Raw genomic sequence first — 16,438 nt, 5'->3', positions numbered from 1 at the left:
GCAGGATCACGTTCTGCTCGTGGCTGATGCGCAGCTCGTCATGGCCAAAGCGCGCGGCAAGATCCGCCAGAACGCGCATTTGCTCGGCCGTTGCATCGCCCGGCGTTTCGCCATGCGCTTTCAAAGAGACGGTAACGATGGAATAACCGTCTGCTTTGTGCGCGTGCAGGTTTGTATCGGACCATGCACGGAAGACTGGATCATTTTCATACGCGCTGTCAAAGGTTTGCGTGCCCTCGTTCTTGAACTTAGGCGCTGCAAAGTTGGAGCGGATCGCGCCCAGCATTTGCTGATCAATGCCAGAGAAACGGGCTTTGATCGCTGTGAAACGCTCGTTCACAAGATCACGGATTTTGTCCAAGCCGTTTTCATGAACGGTGATCTTGATACGCGCTTTATACTTGTTATCGCGACGACCCAGCAGGTTGTAGACGCTAACGATGGCCTCAAGATAAGGCAGCAGGTCTTCTTCTGGCAGGAAGTCAGCAATGACTTTGCCCAGCATTGGTGTACGGCCAAGGCCACCACCAACGATCACTTCGTAACCTTTAACGCCATCACGTTCCACGATGCGCAGACCGATGTCATGGGCACGCGTCACAGCGCGGTCAGAGGCAGAGCCGGTGACAGCAACTTTGAACTTGCGTGGCAAGAATTGGAATTCAGGATGGTCTGTGGACCACTGACGGATCAATTCCGCAATGGGACGAGGATCATCGATTTCATCCGCAGCAGCGCCCGCGAAGTGATCAGCTGTCACGTTGCGGATCGTGTTACCAGAAGTTTGGATGGCGTGCATTTGCACGGTGCCCAAATCATCAAGCATATCAGGGATATCGCGCAGCTCAGGCCAGTTGTACTGGATGTTCTGGCGCGTTGTGAAGTGACCGTAACCTTTGTCATACTTCTCCGCGAGATGCGCGAGCATGTTCATTTGGCCGCTGTTGAGCGTGCCATAAGGGATCGCGACGCGCAGCATGTAGGCATGCAGCTGCAGGTAAACACCGTTCATCAGACGGAGCGGTTTGAATTCATCTTCGGTCAAGTGACCTGCGATGCGGCGCTCAACCTGCGCGCGGAATTGTGCGTTACGGCTGGCGAGAAAACTCGTGTCAAAGTCATTATATGCGTACATCAGAACTGCTCCTGTTTGCCGTGTGCGTAGTTGGATGGACCTTTGCGGCGAAAGGCTTCGCGAAAGTGGACCGGCTCTGGGCCATTCGGGCCGTCCTGCATGTCTGCAAGGTAAGCACCGACAACAACGCCAGTTTGCGCTTCTGCCTGTAGCAGGCGCACTTGTGCGTCTGCTTCATCTGTCAGCAAAACAGCTTCGCTCAGGTTGCGGGTCCATGTGTCGTCTTTGGTGAGGTAAATCACGTCGCCTTCAAGAAGCGCATTGGCCGTGATGACCTTGGGGGTGAATGATTTAGGCATTATGCGAATTCCTCTTGAGGCATCTCGGCAAGTGTGTCGGCGGCTTCGCGCGGGGCGAGGCCAATGAAAATAACGGCTGGGCCGCTTACGGCGGTCACATCGGCAAGGGTTTCCAATGTGGCCGGAATAATGCGTTGATCGGCGCGCGATGCGTTTTCGATCAGGGTCACAGGCGTGAGGCGATCCGCGCCATGCATGAGCAGACGGCCCTGCACGAAACGCGCCGCTTTCTTGCCCATATAGACGGCGGCAACAGAGCCTGTTTGCGCAAGGTTCGCCCAATCGTGATCGGCAAAGCCGCGCATGTCGTGACCGGTTAGGAAACGAACGGAACCATTACGGCCACGTCGCGTGAAGCTTTGTCCAATCGCGGCGACGGCGGCAGAGGCGGCTGTGATGCCCGGAACGATAGAATAGGACAGACCATGCGCCTCGCAGGTTTCGATTTCTTCATCGAGGCGACCAAAGATGGTTGGATCACCTGACTTCAAACGCACAACCTGCGCGCCATTCTGAGTGTGCTCAGCAATCAGCGCGTTGATCGTCTCTTGCGCCATGGACGGACCAAAGCCTTCTTTGCCTGCATCAACGATCTCTGCTTCGCGACGGGCGAGTTCGAGGATTTCAGGCGCCACGAGACGGTCGTGGATGATCACATCCGCCTCATCAATCGCTTTGCGCGCTTTCAGCGTGAGCAATTCGGGATCGCCGGGGCCAGCACCGACAAAGCTGACATGCGCCACACGGGATTTGCGGGCGAGGTGATCTTGGAGCGTTGTCTTAAGCGTCGTTTGCACAGCGTCTTCGCCGTCTTGAACGACAGCAGGGCCAGTGCGGAAATAATAGTCGCGCCAGAAGTCGCGGCGCGCGCGGCCCATGGGGAGCGCGTTCGCGAGCGTGCGAAACCCCTTGCCGATACGGGCGAGGGTGCCAAGGGAGGTTGGCAGGCGTTCTTCCAGATCAGCCTTGATCGCGCGGGCAAGCACGGGCGCGGCGCCTTCGGTGCCAATCGCAATCGTCACTGGGTCACGGTCCACAATCGCTGGGGTGATAAACTGGCTGTCGCCGAGGTTGTCGACGATATTGACCATAGCGCCGTCAGCACGGGCAAGGTCTGCCGTGCGCGCATCGAGCGCGTCATCTTCATCTGCCGCATAGGCCAGTACCGCGCACATCGCATCGCCAGCCTCAATTGGGCGTTCGATCAAACGAAGCTTGCCATTGGCGTGCCAGGTTTTGATTTCGGGCGCCGCATCGTCGCTAAAGACGGTGATGTGGGCAGTGGTTTTCAGCAAAAGGCGCAATTTTGCGAGCGCAGCTCCACCGCCACCGGAGAGGATCACACGGCGGCCGGCGAGGGCGACGAAGATAGGAAAATGATCCATGTTTTGGCTCCAAGTGCGGTGGCTGGTACCTAATATAGGAAATTTTCCCATATTTTCGCTAGTAGCGCAGGTTTGATAGGGATAAAGTCGCGAAATGAATTCCCAATTGGAACGTGCGTTCTAAAAATGGAGGTGGCGACGAATGTCAGTCCGAATAGATGACACAGATCGGAAAATCCTACGTGAGCTGCAAGTGAATGCAGACCGATCACTGGATGAAATTGCCCGCGAAGTCGGCTCTAGCAAGACGCCTGTGTGGAATCGGATTCGAAAAATGCGAGAGGCGGGTGTCATAGGTGCACAGACCGTAAAGCTCGATGCGGAAGCCCTTGGTTTTGAAGCCTGTTTCTTTGTTTTGATCCGTACATCCGAGCATGACACAGAGTGGCAAGCAGCGTTTTTGAAAGCGCTGCTGGAACGCCCTGAAGTGCAAGAGGCGCATCGCTTGGCAGGCGACATTGATTACATCCTGAAAGTACGCGTTCAAAATGCGCGCGCCTATGATGTTTTCTATCAGGCGTTGATTTCAGAGGTGAAGGTGCACAACGTGACCGCGCTTTTGTCGATGGAAGAGATCAAAAGCACGTCTGCATTGCCGATTTGAGGGGGTTTCGGATCGCTTGCGCTGATCCGATGTGGGCGGGGGCCAGCCCCCGCACCCCCGGGATATTTTCGAGAGAGAGGAAGAGGTTAGGCTTTTACCATGAGGCGCTCTAATCCGTGGAAATGATAGAGATTTGCGTATTTCGGCGGCTCAGCGATTTTCAGGTTTGGAAAGTGTTGGAAAAGTTTTGGGATGGCGATCTGAAGTTCTAATCGCGCAAGCGGCGCGCCGACGCAGAAATGGATACCGCCGCCAAAGCTGGTGTTGGTTTTGATGGGGCGGGCTGGATCAAAGTGCTGCGCGTTTTCCCAGACGTTTTCGTCGCGATTAGCCGCGCCAAGCATGACGGCAACTTCATCACCGCGCTCGAAGGTGAAACCGTTGACGTCGACAGTTTCATAGCAATAGCGGGTGAAGACATGGAGGGGGGGATCGAAGCGGATAATTTCTTCAACTGTGCGTTCAATTGCCTCTGCTTCAAAGTACTGCGGTTTGACCTTTTCTTCAATTAACGTTTTGATTCCATTTCCTAAAGTGTGAACCGTCGCCTCGTGACCTGCGTTCAGCAGCAAGATACAGGTGGTGATCAATTCGTCTGTGCTGAGCTTTTCACCGTCTTCTTCTGCAGTGATCAATTGCGTAATCAAATCATCTGCAGGGTTGCTGCGTTTTTCGCGCACATAGCTGCGCAGGAAATCCGAAAATTCGATAGAGGCGCGCACGGCGCGGTCTTCCAGAGCGCGGTCGCGGCGCGCTTGGTACATGGCGACCATATCGTTGGACCAACCCAGCAATTGCGGGGCCATCGCCTCTGGCACGCCGAGCAGGCGGCAAATCACGATGATTGGAATGGGAGTTGCGTAGGCTTCGATCAGATCAAAGGGCGCGTCTTTGGGGAGCGCGCCAAGGAGATCATCGCAAAGCGTTGCAATCTCAGGGCCTAGCTCTTTGATCCGGCGGGATGTAAACGCGCGCAGTACCAAGCCGCGCAAGCGTTTGTGACGTGGTGGTTCCAGCTCCAGCATCGAATGCGCCTCAATCGCGTAAAAGGGATCGAGATGCGGCGCGTGTTGAATGGGCTCTAGAGGCTCGCGGCCAAACCGGCGATCGCGCAAGACAGCTGTGGCAATGGGGTGCGAGAAGACGGCCTTCATGCCATAGGCGGGCCAATTCTGTACGGCTGCGGTGTCTTTTGCCGCCCTGTAAGACGGGTAGGGGTTTTGCACGAACGCAGGGTCGGTCGGGTTTTGATGCCAATCTATCATTTATGCAGCTTTGAAGCGACTTGCTGGCCTTTGCAAGTCTCTCCGATGTAAGCATGACGCTATGAAACAGATTTTGCGCCAACACGGCTTGATATTTGTGCTGTTCTTCGCAGTTGTTGCTGCCCTCGCGGGGAGCGTTTGGCGCTATGGTTATGTCCAAGCGCTGGAGCAATTGGAACGGCGCGGGCAGGCCGATTTACGCCTTGCGTCGGACCGGCTAACGCGAAATTTGCAACGTTTTCAGGAACTCGTGGTGTTGCTCGCGGATCATCCTGCGCTTGGCGAAATCACGGATGATGCCAGTCGTGCGCGCGCTGAGGCTTTGTTGATCGAGGCGGCGGATAAGACATCCGCGCGCAACCTGATTTACGTGGATGGCGGCGGAAATGTTATGGCCTCTGCGGATCCGAATGTTCCTGAAAATCTGGCAGGGACGGTCTATTTCAGGCGCGCAATGCAGGGGGCTTTGGGCGCGCATCACGATGTGAGCGGTGTGAACAAACAGCGCAGCTATTATTTTGCGACCCCCAGATTTGGCGCGACCAAACGTGCAATGGGCGCGCTGATCGTCATCATTGATGTGGAAGCGATTGAGTTTGAGTGGCGAGGTGGCCGTCCGGCGGTGTATTTCACCGATGATAACGGTGAGGTTTTCGTTTCAAATCGCACGGAAATGTTGCTTTGGAAAAGGTTAGAGCAGCAAGGTCAGTTCCTTGACACCGATGGCGATATTCAGATGAAAAGCGCGCGTTTTGTGGGGCCTTATGAGCTTTGGCAGATCAATTGGGGACCTTATTTGCCAGAGCGCGCGTTGCATCTGGAGCTCCCGCTTCCAGTGATTGAATTGACCGGGGAGGCGCTTATCGACGTTGCGCCTGCTTTACGTCTCGCAGGGTTACAAGCGGCGGTCTTTGCGGCGTTAAGTTTGGCAGCGGGGGCTTTGTTGTTTCTCGTGGCCGAGCGGCGACGCGTCTTGGCCATTCAGAATGCAGAGTTGGAACAGCGGGTTGCAAAGCGCACCGAAGAATTGCGCGTGATGCAGGGGGAACTGGTGCAAGCGGGCAAATTGAGCGCATTGGGGCAGATGTCTGCGGGTATCAGTCATGAGCTCAATCAACCGCTTATGGCGATCCGGTCCTTTGCCGACAACTCAACCAAGTTTCTGGAACGCGGCCAAAATGAAGTGGCGGCAGAGAACCTGACGCGTATTTCCGAATTGGCCCATCGCATGGGGCGGATTATCAAGAATTTGCGCGCCTTTGCACGTAACGAAAGCGAACCTGTCGCGACTGTTGATATCATATCGATCATTAAAGGTGCGTTGGATTTGAGCGCTTCTAAGCGTGAAGAATGCGATGTATCGTTAACTTGGGCGGAGCCAGCGACGTCAATTTGGGTGCGCGGCGGCGAGGTGCGTTTGGGGCAGGTGGTGTTGAATTTGATCAGCAATGCCTGCGATGCGATGATGGGCGCGCAAACGCGCGAGCTGATGATTTCTTTGGAAGAAACGCGCAACCGCGTGCGGGTTATAATCGCAGACACGGGCCCTGGCATTGATGAACCTGATCGCATTTTCGATCCCTTCTATAGCACCAAGGAAGTTGGTGCGTCAGAAGGGATGGGGCTGGGGTTGTCGATTTCTTACGGTCTTGTGCAAAGTTTTGGTGGTGACATAAAAGGCGAAAACCGCCCACTCGGCGGCGCGCTATTTACGATTGAACTCGACGCTGCAAGCCAAGTGGCCGACCTCGGAGGAGACACTGTTTGAGACGTGTTTTGTTGCTGGAAGATGATGCTCCATTGAGGGATGCATTGGCCCAGAGTCTTATGCTCGCTGAGTTGGATCCGGTTCCTGCGGCGTCCTTTGTTGCGGCCAAAGATCAGATTTCACCTGATTTTGCGGGGGTAATCGTTTCTGACATTCGCATGCCGGGGCGCGATGGGTTTCATGTCCTCAACTATGCCCAAAGCGTTGATGCGGATCTGCCGGTTATCTTGCTGACGGGTGAGGGGGATATTCCCATGGCGGTGCGCGCCATGGGGGATGGCGCGTTTGATTTTCTGGAAAAACCCTGCGCGCCAAGTGATCTTATCGCCGTGATTGAACGGGCTTTGACGAACCGCGCGCTTGTGCTTGAGAACCGCGCGCTTAAGCGTCAGTTGGAAACTGGTGATGCTGCTGCACGTCTTTTGTTTGGCAGCTCTGAGCAGGCGGAAGCCCTGCGCGAACAAGTGCGCCATTTGGGGCGTTCGGGCAGTCATGGATTTGTGACGGGCGAGGCAGGCACAGGCATTTCCAAAGTAGCCGAGGTGGTCCACCTTTGTTCACCCAAGGCGCGCGCCGCTTTTGTCAAGAGCAGCTCGGCCGGTTTGGATGTCGCAGCGCTTGATGCAGCTTTGAGCGATGCTGCAGGCGGGACGCTCTTTCTGGATGATATTTCGGCGTTACCAGCGCAGACGCAGTTTCATTTGTTTGAGCGGTTAGAGCAGGGCATTGATGTGCGTGTTCTGGGCGGGGCAATTGATGTCGATGCTCTCGAAGGGCTGCTTTATACCGAATTATTCTATCGCTTGGCCGTGGGGCGTGCGCGCATTCCGTCAATCGCGGAGCGGCCAGAAGATATTCCAGTGCTCTTTAGCCATTATGTGGCGCAGGCCGCCGAGCAATCCGGAATTGCGGTGCCCGATATTGAACCCGAATATCTATCTATGTTGATGGCGCAAGATTGGCCGGGCAATGCGCGCTCGCTCATGAGCGCTGCGATGCGCTTCGTTCTTGGCATGAGTGAGCCGTCCGTCGCCAATGGCGAGCTGGGGCTGGCGGAGCAGATGGGCCAAGTGGAACGCGCGCTGCTGGTGCGAGCGCTTGGCCGTCACAATGGGCAGGCCAGCACGGCCGCGAAGGCGTTGAAACTGCCGCGTAAGACGTTTTACGACAAGCTTGCGCGCTATGGGATTAAGCCTGAAAATTATCGCCGTTAACGATCTTTAAGCTTGCCATAGTTGCCCTTTTCGCGCGCGCTCGAACCCGTGGTGATACATCGCTTCCATGTAGTCATGGGAAAAACGATCCAAGGGGTCATAAATGATGCCAGAGTTCGGGCTCACGCTGGCAACGGAAAAGCCTAATCCATGTCGTTTGGCCAAGAGCCGTGCAGTTTCCACACCGTTTATTGCACTGGCGCGGATCATCGCAGACATCGCCTGCTGCGAAATGCCAAGGGCGCTGGTGCTGGCCTGCTCAGGCGGTGGGGTGAGCGTGTTGTTGATGAGCACATAGGCATGACCGCCGCGCATGAGTTGGCTTGTCGGCGCGCGAAAAGCAGCCCTTGGCGTTGCAAGAAATTGCATGTGAACGCCCCCATCCACATGCACCTCGCGATAGGTTTTGCCATTCGCGGAGAAGGCCACATCTACGGGCGTAAACAGTCCAGGCAAGGTTCCAGATGCACGCATGACAGTGCGGAACAGTGCAAAATTGCCTGACTTTGCGATTTCGCCCATGTTCCAAACCATCGCTTGAGAGGTTTCGATATTTGTTGTCACCATGAACAGGCGGGCACCTTGATCGTGGCGCGCTGCGACGGCTGACAACACAGACGCGGGGGTGAAGTCCTTGATCAAACCTGCAAGGCGATCGGTTTCGAAAAGCCCCCCTTCAAGCAATGCATTGACCGGATTGAACCGCATGATGTCACTGGCGTCATGATCGAGGAAGATTTGCCTAAGCGTATCGTCGTAAGCGGCCCCCAAGAAAGCAAAAGGCGCAATAAGTGCACCGGTCGAAACGCCTGTTACGATATCGTAGACGTGGCGCTCGTTCATTTTGCTCAAGCCCGCGAGCGCGCCCGCACCAAAGGCCCCGTCTTCACCGCCACCAGAGAGGGCGAGCATGCGAGGCGCATGCGTTAGCGCAGGGAGATGGAGATGCTCCAGCCATCGCGCACGGGGCGCATTGGCGTTCAATCGAAAGCGCGCGAGCGGATCGTCGATCGAGTCTTGGAGCGTCAAAAACGTCTTTTGGGCGGGCGTTGCACAAGCGGATAAGCTCAACGCGCCGGAGCCGAGCAATAGGGTGCGGCGATTTAAGTGGGCAGGGGTCTTCATAGGTGCATTCAATTCTAAATTGGGCGTCAAACCTACATGGGGCGGCGCATATCGAAACCGGCCTATCGTTCATCCTAGGTGGGGCTAGGCCTTTGGGCGACGCATGGCGCGATCTACAAGGCAGGCACAAGTGGGTTACCGAAGCGCGCTCAGATACGCGGAAATTCGCGGATTTCCGCCTCATCTTTAGGCGGAATTCGGAGCATAGTGCTGTGATTTAGGGCAGTCTTAGGATGCACCCCTTGATAATTTTAATAAAAGTTCCAGGGTGAGTGAGTGTGCGAAAATCCGCACATCCCTACATTTTTGGTGTGCGAAAATCCGCACGCGGGTATTTGATGGAAATTTATGACGTTTTTAAGTTGTTGATTTTATTTTATTAAATTTGAATTTTTCATGATGTGTAGAAACCCTTGAGAGGGCGTCGCGCCTAACGCATCGTTATCGCGTTAAGCGCTTCGGACGAGTCGGAGCGTAATACTCTGGGAGGAGATCAACATGAAATTCCTGACATCTGCCGCAATGGCACTTGCATTGGCTGTAACAGCAAACACCGCAGCAGCGGCTTGTGATGATGGCGAAATCGTCATCAAGTTCAGCCACGTTACAAACACAGACAAGCACCCTAAAGGTATCGCCGCGACCCTGCTTGAGCAGCGCGTCAACGACGAAATGAACGGCAAAGCCTGCATGGAAGTCTTCCCGAACTCCACGCTTTACAACGATGACCAAGTTCTCGAAGCGCTGCTTCAAGGCGACGTTCAGATGGCCGCGCCATCCTTGTCAAAGTTCGAGCAATTCACAAAAACATTCCGCCTGTTCGATCTTCCGTTCATGTTCAAAAACATCAACGCGGTTGACGAGTTCCAGAACTCTGACACAGGTCAGGCGATGAAAGAAAGCATGACACGCCGCGGTCTTTTGGGTCTCGCGTTCTGGCACAACGGCATGAAGCACATGTCTGCGAACAAGCCACTTCTCGTACCATCAGATGCAAACGGTCTTAAGTTCCGCGTTCAAAACTCTGACGTTCTGAAAGCGCAAATGGCGGCAATCGGCGGCTCACCGCAGCCAATGGCCTTCTCCGAAGTTTACGGCGCTTTGCAAACTGGCGTTGTTGATGGACAAGAAAACACATGGTCCAACATCTATGGCCGTAAGTTTTTCGAAGTTCAGGACGGTGTGACAGCAACGAACCACGGTATCATCGACTATCTCGTTGTGACGTCTACGGACTTCATGGACAACCTGCCTGACGACGTGCGTGAGCAGCTGACAACAATCGTCGCTGAAGTCACAGCAGCGCGTAACTCTGAGTCCACAGCCGTGAACGAAGATGCAAAAGCGTCCATCATCGAAGCTGGCGGCGTTGTACGTGAATTGACTGCTGAGCAGCGTGAAGAGTGGGTGACAGCAATGAAACCTGTTTGGGAGCAGTTCCGCGAAGATGTTGGCCAAGAAAACATCGACGCAGCACAAGCGATCAACGCAAACCACTAATTCCACATAATGTGGTCCGCTCCGGCGCGCAAAATCTCGCGCCGGAGCGATTTACGAATTTCTGAAAATCAAAGAGGGAGGCAAGGGCATGTCTGCGCAATATAAGCCGCAAACTGCTTTGGGCCGCGCTGTGAATGAAATCGAAGAAACAGCGATTGCGCTGATCTTGGGTCTCATGACACTGATCACATTTGCCAATGTGGTCCTGCGCTACGGGTTCAATACTGGACTGATCTGGGGACTAGAAATGGTTTCGTTTCTGTTCGCTTGGTTGGTGCTGTTCGGCATTAGCTATGCAGTTAAAATTACCGCTCACTTGGGCGTTGATGCGATCATCAACCTGTTCGACACCCGTATTAAGCGTATCTTGACGCTCATCGCGGCCTTCGTTTGCATCGCCTATGCCATGCTTTTGTTTAAGGGGGCTTGGGACTATTGGGCGCCGTTTGCAGGCTTTGATGCCACCTCTGGTCGTTGGTTCCCGCTCGGGTTTGAAAACAGCCGCGATCAAGCTTGGTATGAAACCAACGATATTCCGTTGCCCGAATTCCTGCGCTTCTTGGAAGATGCCATGAACCAAGGGGAAGAGTACGAAAAACTGCCGCGCTTTATCCCATATGCGATGCTGCCATTTGGTGCAGGGCTTTTGCTCTTGCGCTGCGTCCAAGCGGCCATCCGAGTTGCGACAGGTGTTCAAAGCACAATCATCGTTAGCCACGAAGCTGAAGACGCGGTCGAACAAGTCGCGCATTTGAATAAGGAGGGCTAAGTCATGGAAGTCGCAATTCTCTTTACCATGATCATTGGTCTCATGTTGATCGGCGTGCCTATCGCGATCAGCCTCGGTTTTTCATCTGTCGTCTTCTTGCTGGTGCTAAGCGATACCTCGCTTGCCTCCATCGCGCAGACGTTTTTCCAAGCAATGGCAGGGCACTACACGCTTCTCGCTATTCCGTTCTTCATTCTTGCTTCAAGCTTCATGTCGACGGGCGGCGTGGCGCAGCGGATCATTCGTTTCTCGATTGCCATTGTGGGGCACTTGCCCGGTGGTCTGGCGATTGCGGGTGTTTTCGCTTGTATGCTCTTTGCGGCCCTATCCGGTTCTAGCCCTGCAACGGTTGTTGCGATTGGCTCTATCGTTATCGCTGGTATGGTACAGGTCGGCTATTCCAAAGACTTTGCCGCAGGCGTCATCGCCAACGCGGGGACACTTGGCATCCTAATCCCGCCTTCCATCGTCATGGTTGTCTATGCCTCTGCAACGGACGTCTCGGTTGGACGTATGTTCCTGGCGGGTGTCATTCCGGGCTTGATGGCAGGGACGATGTTGATGGTGACGATCTATGTCATCGCGAAAGTCCGCAACATGCCTAAAGGCGAATGGAAGGGCTGGGGCGAAGTGTTTGCTTCTGGTCGTGACGCGGTCTGGGGTCTGTTCCTGATCGTTATCATCTTGGGCGGTATCTACGGCGGTATCTTTACGCCAACGGAAGCGGCTTCTGTCGCGGCGGTCTATGCCTTCTTCATTGCGAATTTTGTCTATCGGGACATGGGGCCGCTCAAGACGGCCGATGATGATGCACGCAACTTGTCCTTGATCGAAAAGCCTATCGCCCTTGTGACTGCCTTCTTTCACAAAGACACGCGCGATACGCTGTTTGAGGCTGGTAAGCTGACCATCACCTTGATGTTCATTATCGCCAACGCTTTGATCCTCAAGCATGTTCTCACGGACGAGCAAATCCCGCAGCAGATCGCTGGCGCGATGCTGAGCGCAGGATTTGGCGCTGTCATGTTCCTCGTGATCGTGAACGTGATCTTGCTGATCGGTGGTCAGTTTATGGAGCCATCCGGTCTTATCGTGATCGTTGCTCCACTGGTGTTCCCAATTGCGATTGAGCTGGGCATTGATCCAATTCACCTAGGTATCATCATGGTTGTGAACATGGAGATCGGGATGATCACACCGCCTGTTGGCCTCAACCTCTTCGTGACATCCGGCGTTGCTGGCATGCCAATGATGCGGGTTGTGAAGGCGGCGCTGCCTTTCCTTGCAGTGCTTTTCGTCTTCTTGATCATGGTGACCTATATCCCAGCGATTTCAACGTTCTTACCAACGTATTTCATGGGACCTGAGATCATCGTGAACTAGCCAGCCTCTGGCTTTGAAAAATGAAAACCGCGCTCGGATTGCTTCGAGCGCGGTTTTTTCGTTCTAAGACTTTTCGCTGTTTAGCTACGTCCGAACAGCTTGTTATATTTGGCGCGAAACAAATCTTTGCCCTTCATAGCGCTTGTTAGGAAATCTCCCGCAGTAAAGAGCACCAAGAAGGAATTACCTTTCTTAGGACCGAGCGGAACCAAGATCGGTGCTTTGCCCCATGGCTTATAAGGTTTGGCGTCTTCAACCTTTCCGCCATTGATCAAGTTGAGCAAGAGTTTTGCGAGCCAAGGCTCTTGCCGTCCTGCCGCCACAACCGTCATAGCATCACCTGAATCGGCAACATCGCCTGCGGCAAAAACATTGGGCAATTCAGACGGGCGCATCCATGCATCGGTCTTGATCCGGTTTGCATTGCTTCTCTTCGCACCGGGTAGATCGGCAAGCAACTCAGACGTCGCACGTGATCCAATCGCTGGAAAGATCAAGTCTGCGGTGATTTGATCACCATTGCTCAGAGAGAGCGTACCCGCGTATGGCTCTGTCATGCTTTCTAGGTTTTCGACAAGAGAACCTGTAACGAGTGTAACGCCCATGGCTTTCAACTTGCGCGCCAATCCTTGGCCCAAACGATTTGGCATCGTTGGGAAGAGAGTATCATCGCTTGAGATCAGAGTTACCTCTTTCTCAGGCATGAAATGCGCGATTTCCCCTGCCAGTTCTGAACCGACAGCGCCCGCGCCAACGATTGCAATCGTCTGTGCGGCTTTGAGTTTGGCATGGACCTTAGCGTTATTGGCGCGAAGATCTTCAATTGAGCCACCGTTGGCTTTGAACGGCGTTGCATGGCTCGAGCCTGTCGCGACCACGATATAATCCGCTCCAATATGGGTGCCATCTTCAAGCGTGACGCCGGAGACATCAACTTGGCTCGCACGGGCTTGAACGACTTTGCCGCGTTTCAGCACATTTGAATAAGGGTAAAGCGCGCTGTCCAGCAAGGTCGGGTCAACCAACGCGCGGATCATCGCGGGGGCGTGGACAAAATGGCTTTGTGCTTCGATCAGTGTAACCTCGGCTTTGTCGTCCAAAGTTTTGGCGAGCTGTGTGCCGACGTTGCCGCCACCAATAATTGCGATACGGTTGGACATGAGACCTATCCTTAAATGAGTCGTTGGTTGCATTTTTTCATCTGAATGCTCATGTAGGGTAGGTTAGAACATAAAACAATAGACCGTGGTCCACGGTTTTGGGAAAAATATATGCGCATTGGTGAACTTGCGGAAAAATCTGGCGTCAGCCGTGACACAATCCGCTTTTATGAACGCAACGGCCTGATCACGTCTTGTACGGGCTCAAGTGCGACCAATAACTATCGTGACTATGCCGATGACACTTTGATTTGGTTGGGTTTCTTTTCAGGCGCGCGTGAGGCAGGCATGTCGGTGGCAGACCTTCGAAGTATCGTGGATGCGGTAGCTGGTAGTTGCGATGCAGACCTTGCGCGAAAAGTGGTGCGCGAGAAAATTAGCGAGCTCAAATTGCGCGCTCAAAAAATCTCCCAAGCTGTGGAATTCCTTGAAAAAGCTTTGGAAAAATGACCCTCTAGCTAGGGTTTTATTTTGCTCGCTTCAGGTCACTTTCCGACAAAAGAACAGCTCATAACCTCCCTTCGATTGTTTGCACAAATGCCTCGTTTTGCTGGCTTTTAGTACAGTATTGATAGGTTTGATGTGACGCTGCGTTATTTCTCTCAATTCGACCGCATGCTCATGGTTGCATAAAATCGTGCTATGCTTGCGTTCTACTGGGAGGAAAATAATGAAAATAGTTTCTAAATTTTGTGCTGCTGTTGCTCTGAGTGCTGCCGCAACGACTGTTATGGCTGAGGATTGCAAACCCTCAAAATGGGGTATCGATGATACCATCGGTTCGGCAAACTTGGTCACACCTGAACGCACATTGATGGCGGCGGAGCTGATCAAACAGGGGAAATCTATGCCTCTGGGAATCACCATCGGCCCCGACACACCTGCGTTCCCACCGCGTTCGCTTAGCTTGCAGATCGTTCAGCCGAACCAACAGGGCGGTCAGAAACTGACGGGCTTTGGCTATGAGGGCAACTATAACGATGACGTTCTGCAAACATGGATCGGCATAGGTTCGCAGCTCGACGGTCTCGGGCATCTGGGTGAGAACGGTTACTATTACAATTGCTCGTCCGAGAAAGAGATCAGTGTGATCACCGGATTAACCAAGCTGGGCACCCATGATGTCCCACCGTTGATTGGTCGCGGCATTGTGCTCGATATGGCGGCGCAAGCGGGGGTCGAGGTGCTGCAAGCGGGTCAGAGCTTTGGCTCGGCTGAGATCAAAGATGCCGCCAAGAAACAGGGCGTTGAGATCCGTGAAGGCGATATCATTTTGTTCTACACGGGTTGGACGGACGTGAACTTTGTCGACAACCCTGTGCTTTGGGGGCAGGCGGAGCCGGGCCTTGATAATGAAGGGGCTGTTTATCTTGCTTCGCTTAATCCAATGGCCGTAGGGGCCGATACTTGGGGCGTTGAAGCTGTGCCGCCCAAAGAGGGCGATAAGGTCTTCTATGGCCATGTAACCCTGCTCAAAGAAAACGGTATCTATCTACTTGAGACGATGAACGTGGGGCCATTGCTCAAAGAGGGCGTGAACGAATTTATGTTCGTGCTGGGCCAAAATCGCATCCGCGGCGCGGTACAAGCGATGATTAATCCTGTCGCGCTTTACTAACCACAGCTTAAGGCCTCGGATGTGTTTCGAGGCCTTAACTCGACGGGGGGGCTGAGGAGCGGCTAGTCAACGTCAACCAGCTGATGGACCTCGATTACATTGCCCTCGGGGTCATAGAAAAACACCTGATGCCAGCCTTTGACAGCATCACTTCCCCAATCTGAATAAGACACGCCTTGCGCATCTAGATGCGCCATGAAGGCCTGAATGTCATCTGTTCGATAGGCGATGTGACCCCGTTCGAGCGGGTTCACGACATGACCAGAGCGAAATGAGTTTAGCACATCGCGCGGTGTCAGATGCATTTGGATATCGCCGTCTGTCACAAAGGACACGTCACCAACCAATCCTTTGTCTTGGTTCAAGGGGGGTAATTTCGCAGGTTCATCATCATCGAGCGTGAGGACGTCGCGATAGAAACGGTCCATTTCGGGCACGTTGCTTGAGCAAAGATTTATGTGATGCAATTTTAATTTCATGCTGCGAGCCTGAACCAGAGCAGCACGCGACGCAAGCGCTAGAAACACGAATATCGTGCGGAGTATTTGGTGCGCAATTTATAGGGAGAATTGCGCCAGTGGCAGCCCGTAGGGGAATCGAACCCCTCTTTCCAGGTTGAAAACCTGGCGTCCTAACCGATAGACGAACGGGCCAGCATCTGGCGTGAGGCGACTTCTAAGTAATGTCGGGGAAACGCGCAAGAGGAAAAATCATCTTTTTTGCAGAAAATTTCAAAAGCCAGTTTTTGGCTTATTTATGAGGGGCTTGCGTCTTCTAAACGAAGCTGTGGGCTCTGACGCCCACCCCATGAATTGATCTCCAAACGGCCAGCCATATGAAAGCGTTTGCCGCCGTGGTCGATCAAAGCTTGGCCCAGGGGCGTGTCCATAGCGCCGAAGCAAATCGCCTCAAGCCGTGCGCCCAATCCATCGCCAAATGTGACCTTCAGATGGGTTTCGCCCACGCGTTTGGTGAATCGGATTTCCGCATCAGGAAAGGCAAAGCGCGGGGCGGGAGCGCCCGCACCAAAAGGACCGGCCTGTTCGATTTGTTCAATCAGCTCGATCTGCGCCGCGCCGGGCATGAGCAGACCATCAAGACGTAGATCAGCAGGGCCGCGATCCCCAGCGCCCTGTTTCGCCATCAATTCAGACAGACGCGCCATCGCAGGTTCAAGCTGTGCACGGCTGAGGCTGAGGCCAGCCGCCATTTT

The 16,438-nt window shown here is 54.0% G+C and carries 15 protein-coding genes, 1 tRNA gene and 1 pseudogene; 8 read left to right on the top strand and 9 right to left on the bottom strand.

Annotated features, from left to right (window positions below; genetic code table 11):
* From ABJQ89_RS11440 to cysG, 3 genes are all read right to left on the bottom strand, one after another.
* Window positions 1-1,135: nitrite/sulfite reductase (locus tag ABJQ89_RS11440; RefSeq protein WP_348496362.1), on the bottom strand; the 1,135-nt coding region annotated here is incomplete at its 3' end.
* Entirely contained in the window at window positions 1,135-1,434 is a 300-nt protein-coding gene (locus tag ABJQ89_RS11435) for a DUF2849 domain-containing protein (RefSeq protein ID WP_348496361.1), read from the bottom strand. The genes ABJQ89_RS11440 and ABJQ89_RS11435, both read right to left, overlap by 1 nt.
* Window positions 1,434-2,819 carry a siroheme synthase CysG gene (gene cysG / locus ABJQ89_RS11430; RefSeq protein WP_348496360.1) on the bottom strand — a complete coding sequence of 462 codons (1,386 nt, stop codon included), beginning with the start codon at window positions 2,817-2,819 and terminating at the stop codon, window positions 1,434-1,436. The genes ABJQ89_RS11435 and cysG overlap by 1 nt, the downstream gene beginning before the upstream one ends.
* A gap of 142 nt (window positions 2,820-2,961) precedes the next feature.
* Between cysG and ABJQ89_RS11425 the strand changes: the two genes are divergently transcribed.
* Window positions 2,962-3,423, top strand: coding sequence for an Lrp/AsnC family transcriptional regulator (locus ABJQ89_RS11425; protein WP_348496359.1), 462 nt, complete (start codon window positions 2,962-2,964; stop codon window positions 3,421-3,423).
* A gap of 86 nt (window positions 3,424-3,509) precedes the next feature.
* Here ABJQ89_RS11425 and ABJQ89_RS11420 read toward each other — a convergent pair whose 3' ends face one another.
* On the bottom strand, window positions 3,510-4,688 hold the full coding sequence (locus ABJQ89_RS11420; RefSeq protein ID WP_348496358.1) for a cytochrome P450: 1,179 nt from the start codon (window positions 4,686-4,688) through the stop codon (window positions 3,510-3,512).
* Window positions 4,689-4,749: 61 nt separating this feature from the next.
* On the opposite strand from ABJQ89_RS11420, the gene ABJQ89_RS11415 reads away from it, so the two are divergent.
* A complete protein-coding gene (locus ABJQ89_RS11415; protein ID WP_348496357.1) occupies window positions 4,750-6,456 on the top strand; it encodes an ATP-binding protein in 1,707 nt (568 codons plus the stop codon).
* The gene (locus ABJQ89_RS11410) at window positions 6,453-7,670 is read left to right on the top strand and encodes a sigma-54 dependent transcriptional regulator (RefSeq protein WP_348496356.1); all 1,218 of its coding nucleotides are present in this window, start codon (window positions 6,453-6,455) and stop codon (window positions 7,668-7,670) included. The genes ABJQ89_RS11415 and ABJQ89_RS11410 overlap by 4 nt, the downstream gene beginning before the upstream one ends.
* Window positions 7,671-7,676: 6 nt before the next feature.
* On the opposite strand, the gene ABJQ89_RS11405 is transcribed toward ABJQ89_RS11410, so the two are convergent.
* Entirely contained in the window at window positions 7,677-8,795 is a 1,119-nt protein-coding gene (locus ABJQ89_RS11405; protein ID WP_348496355.1) for a patatin-like phospholipase family protein, read from the bottom strand.
* A gap of 498 nt (window positions 8,796-9,293) precedes the next feature.
* Here ABJQ89_RS11405 and ABJQ89_RS11400 point away from each other — a divergent pair, with 498 nt between their 5' ends.
* From ABJQ89_RS11400 to ABJQ89_RS11390, 3 genes are all read left to right on the top strand, one after another.
* Complete coding sequence (locus ABJQ89_RS11400; protein WP_348496354.1) at window positions 9,294-10,295, top strand: DctP family TRAP transporter solute-binding subunit; 1,002 nt, start codon at window positions 9,294-9,296, stop codon at window positions 10,293-10,295.
* 88 nt (window positions 10,296-10,383) lie between these two features.
* Window positions 10,384-11,064, top strand: a complete 681-nt coding sequence (locus ABJQ89_RS11395; RefSeq protein ID WP_348496353.1) for a TRAP transporter small permease — start codon at window positions 10,384-10,386, stop codon at window positions 11,062-11,064.
* Window positions 11,065-11,067: 3 nt separating this feature from the next.
* Window positions 11,068-12,447 carry a TRAP transporter large permease gene (locus tag ABJQ89_RS11390; RefSeq protein WP_348496352.1) on the top strand — a complete coding sequence of 460 codons (1,380 nt, stop codon included), beginning with the start codon at window positions 11,068-11,070 and terminating at the stop codon, window positions 12,445-12,447.
* An 80-nt stretch (window positions 12,448-12,527) separates the two neighbouring features.
* Here ABJQ89_RS11390 and ABJQ89_RS11385 read toward each other — a convergent pair whose 3' ends face one another.
* On the bottom strand, window positions 12,528-13,640 hold the full coding sequence (locus ABJQ89_RS11385; RefSeq protein ID WP_348496351.1) for an FAD-dependent oxidoreductase: 1,113 nt from the start codon (window positions 13,638-13,640) through the stop codon (window positions 12,528-12,530).
* Window positions 13,641-13,718: 78 nt separating this feature from the next.
* On the opposite strand from ABJQ89_RS11385, the gene ABJQ89_RS11380 reads away from it, so the two are divergent.
* Together ABJQ89_RS11380 and ABJQ89_RS11375 are read left to right on the top strand one after the other, a co-directional pair.
* A complete protein-coding gene (locus ABJQ89_RS11380) occupies window positions 13,719-14,057 on the top strand; it encodes a MerR family transcriptional regulator (protein ID WP_348496350.1) in 339 nt (112 codons plus the stop codon).
* 220 nt (window positions 14,058-14,277) lie between these two features.
* Window positions 14,278-15,225 (top strand): cyclase family protein, encoded by a 948-nt coding sequence (locus tag ABJQ89_RS11375; protein WP_348496349.1) that lies wholly within the window; start codon window positions 14,278-14,280, stop codon window positions 15,223-15,225.
* A 62-nt stretch (window positions 15,226-15,287) separates the two neighbouring features.
* On the opposite strand, the gene ABJQ89_RS11370 is transcribed toward ABJQ89_RS11375, so the two are convergent.
* The 3 genes and pseudogenes from ABJQ89_RS11370 to ABJQ89_RS11360 form a co-directional block, all read right to left on the bottom strand.
* Window positions 15,288-15,704: a VOC family protein gene (locus ABJQ89_RS11370; protein WP_348496348.1), complete on the bottom strand. Its 417-nt coding sequence runs from the start codon at window positions 15,702-15,704 to the stop codon at window positions 15,288-15,290.
* Window positions 15,705-15,803: 99 nt separating this feature from the next.
* Window positions 15,804-15,878: transfer RNA gene (locus ABJQ89_RS11365), tRNA-Glu, on the bottom strand.
* A gap of 101 nt (window positions 15,879-15,979) precedes the next feature.
* Window positions 15,980-16,438, bottom strand: a pseudogene (locus ABJQ89_RS11360) (single-stranded-DNA-specific exonuclease RecJ); the annotation flags it as partial.

This window comes from Planktotalea sp. (genome assembly GCF_039984035.1).
Taxonomy (GTDB): domain Bacteria; phylum Pseudomonadota; class Alphaproteobacteria; order Rhodobacterales; family Rhodobacteraceae; genus Planktotalea.
The sequence above is the reverse complement of the archived record's forward strand: the minus strand, read 5'-3'. Positions and strand labels throughout refer to the sequence as shown.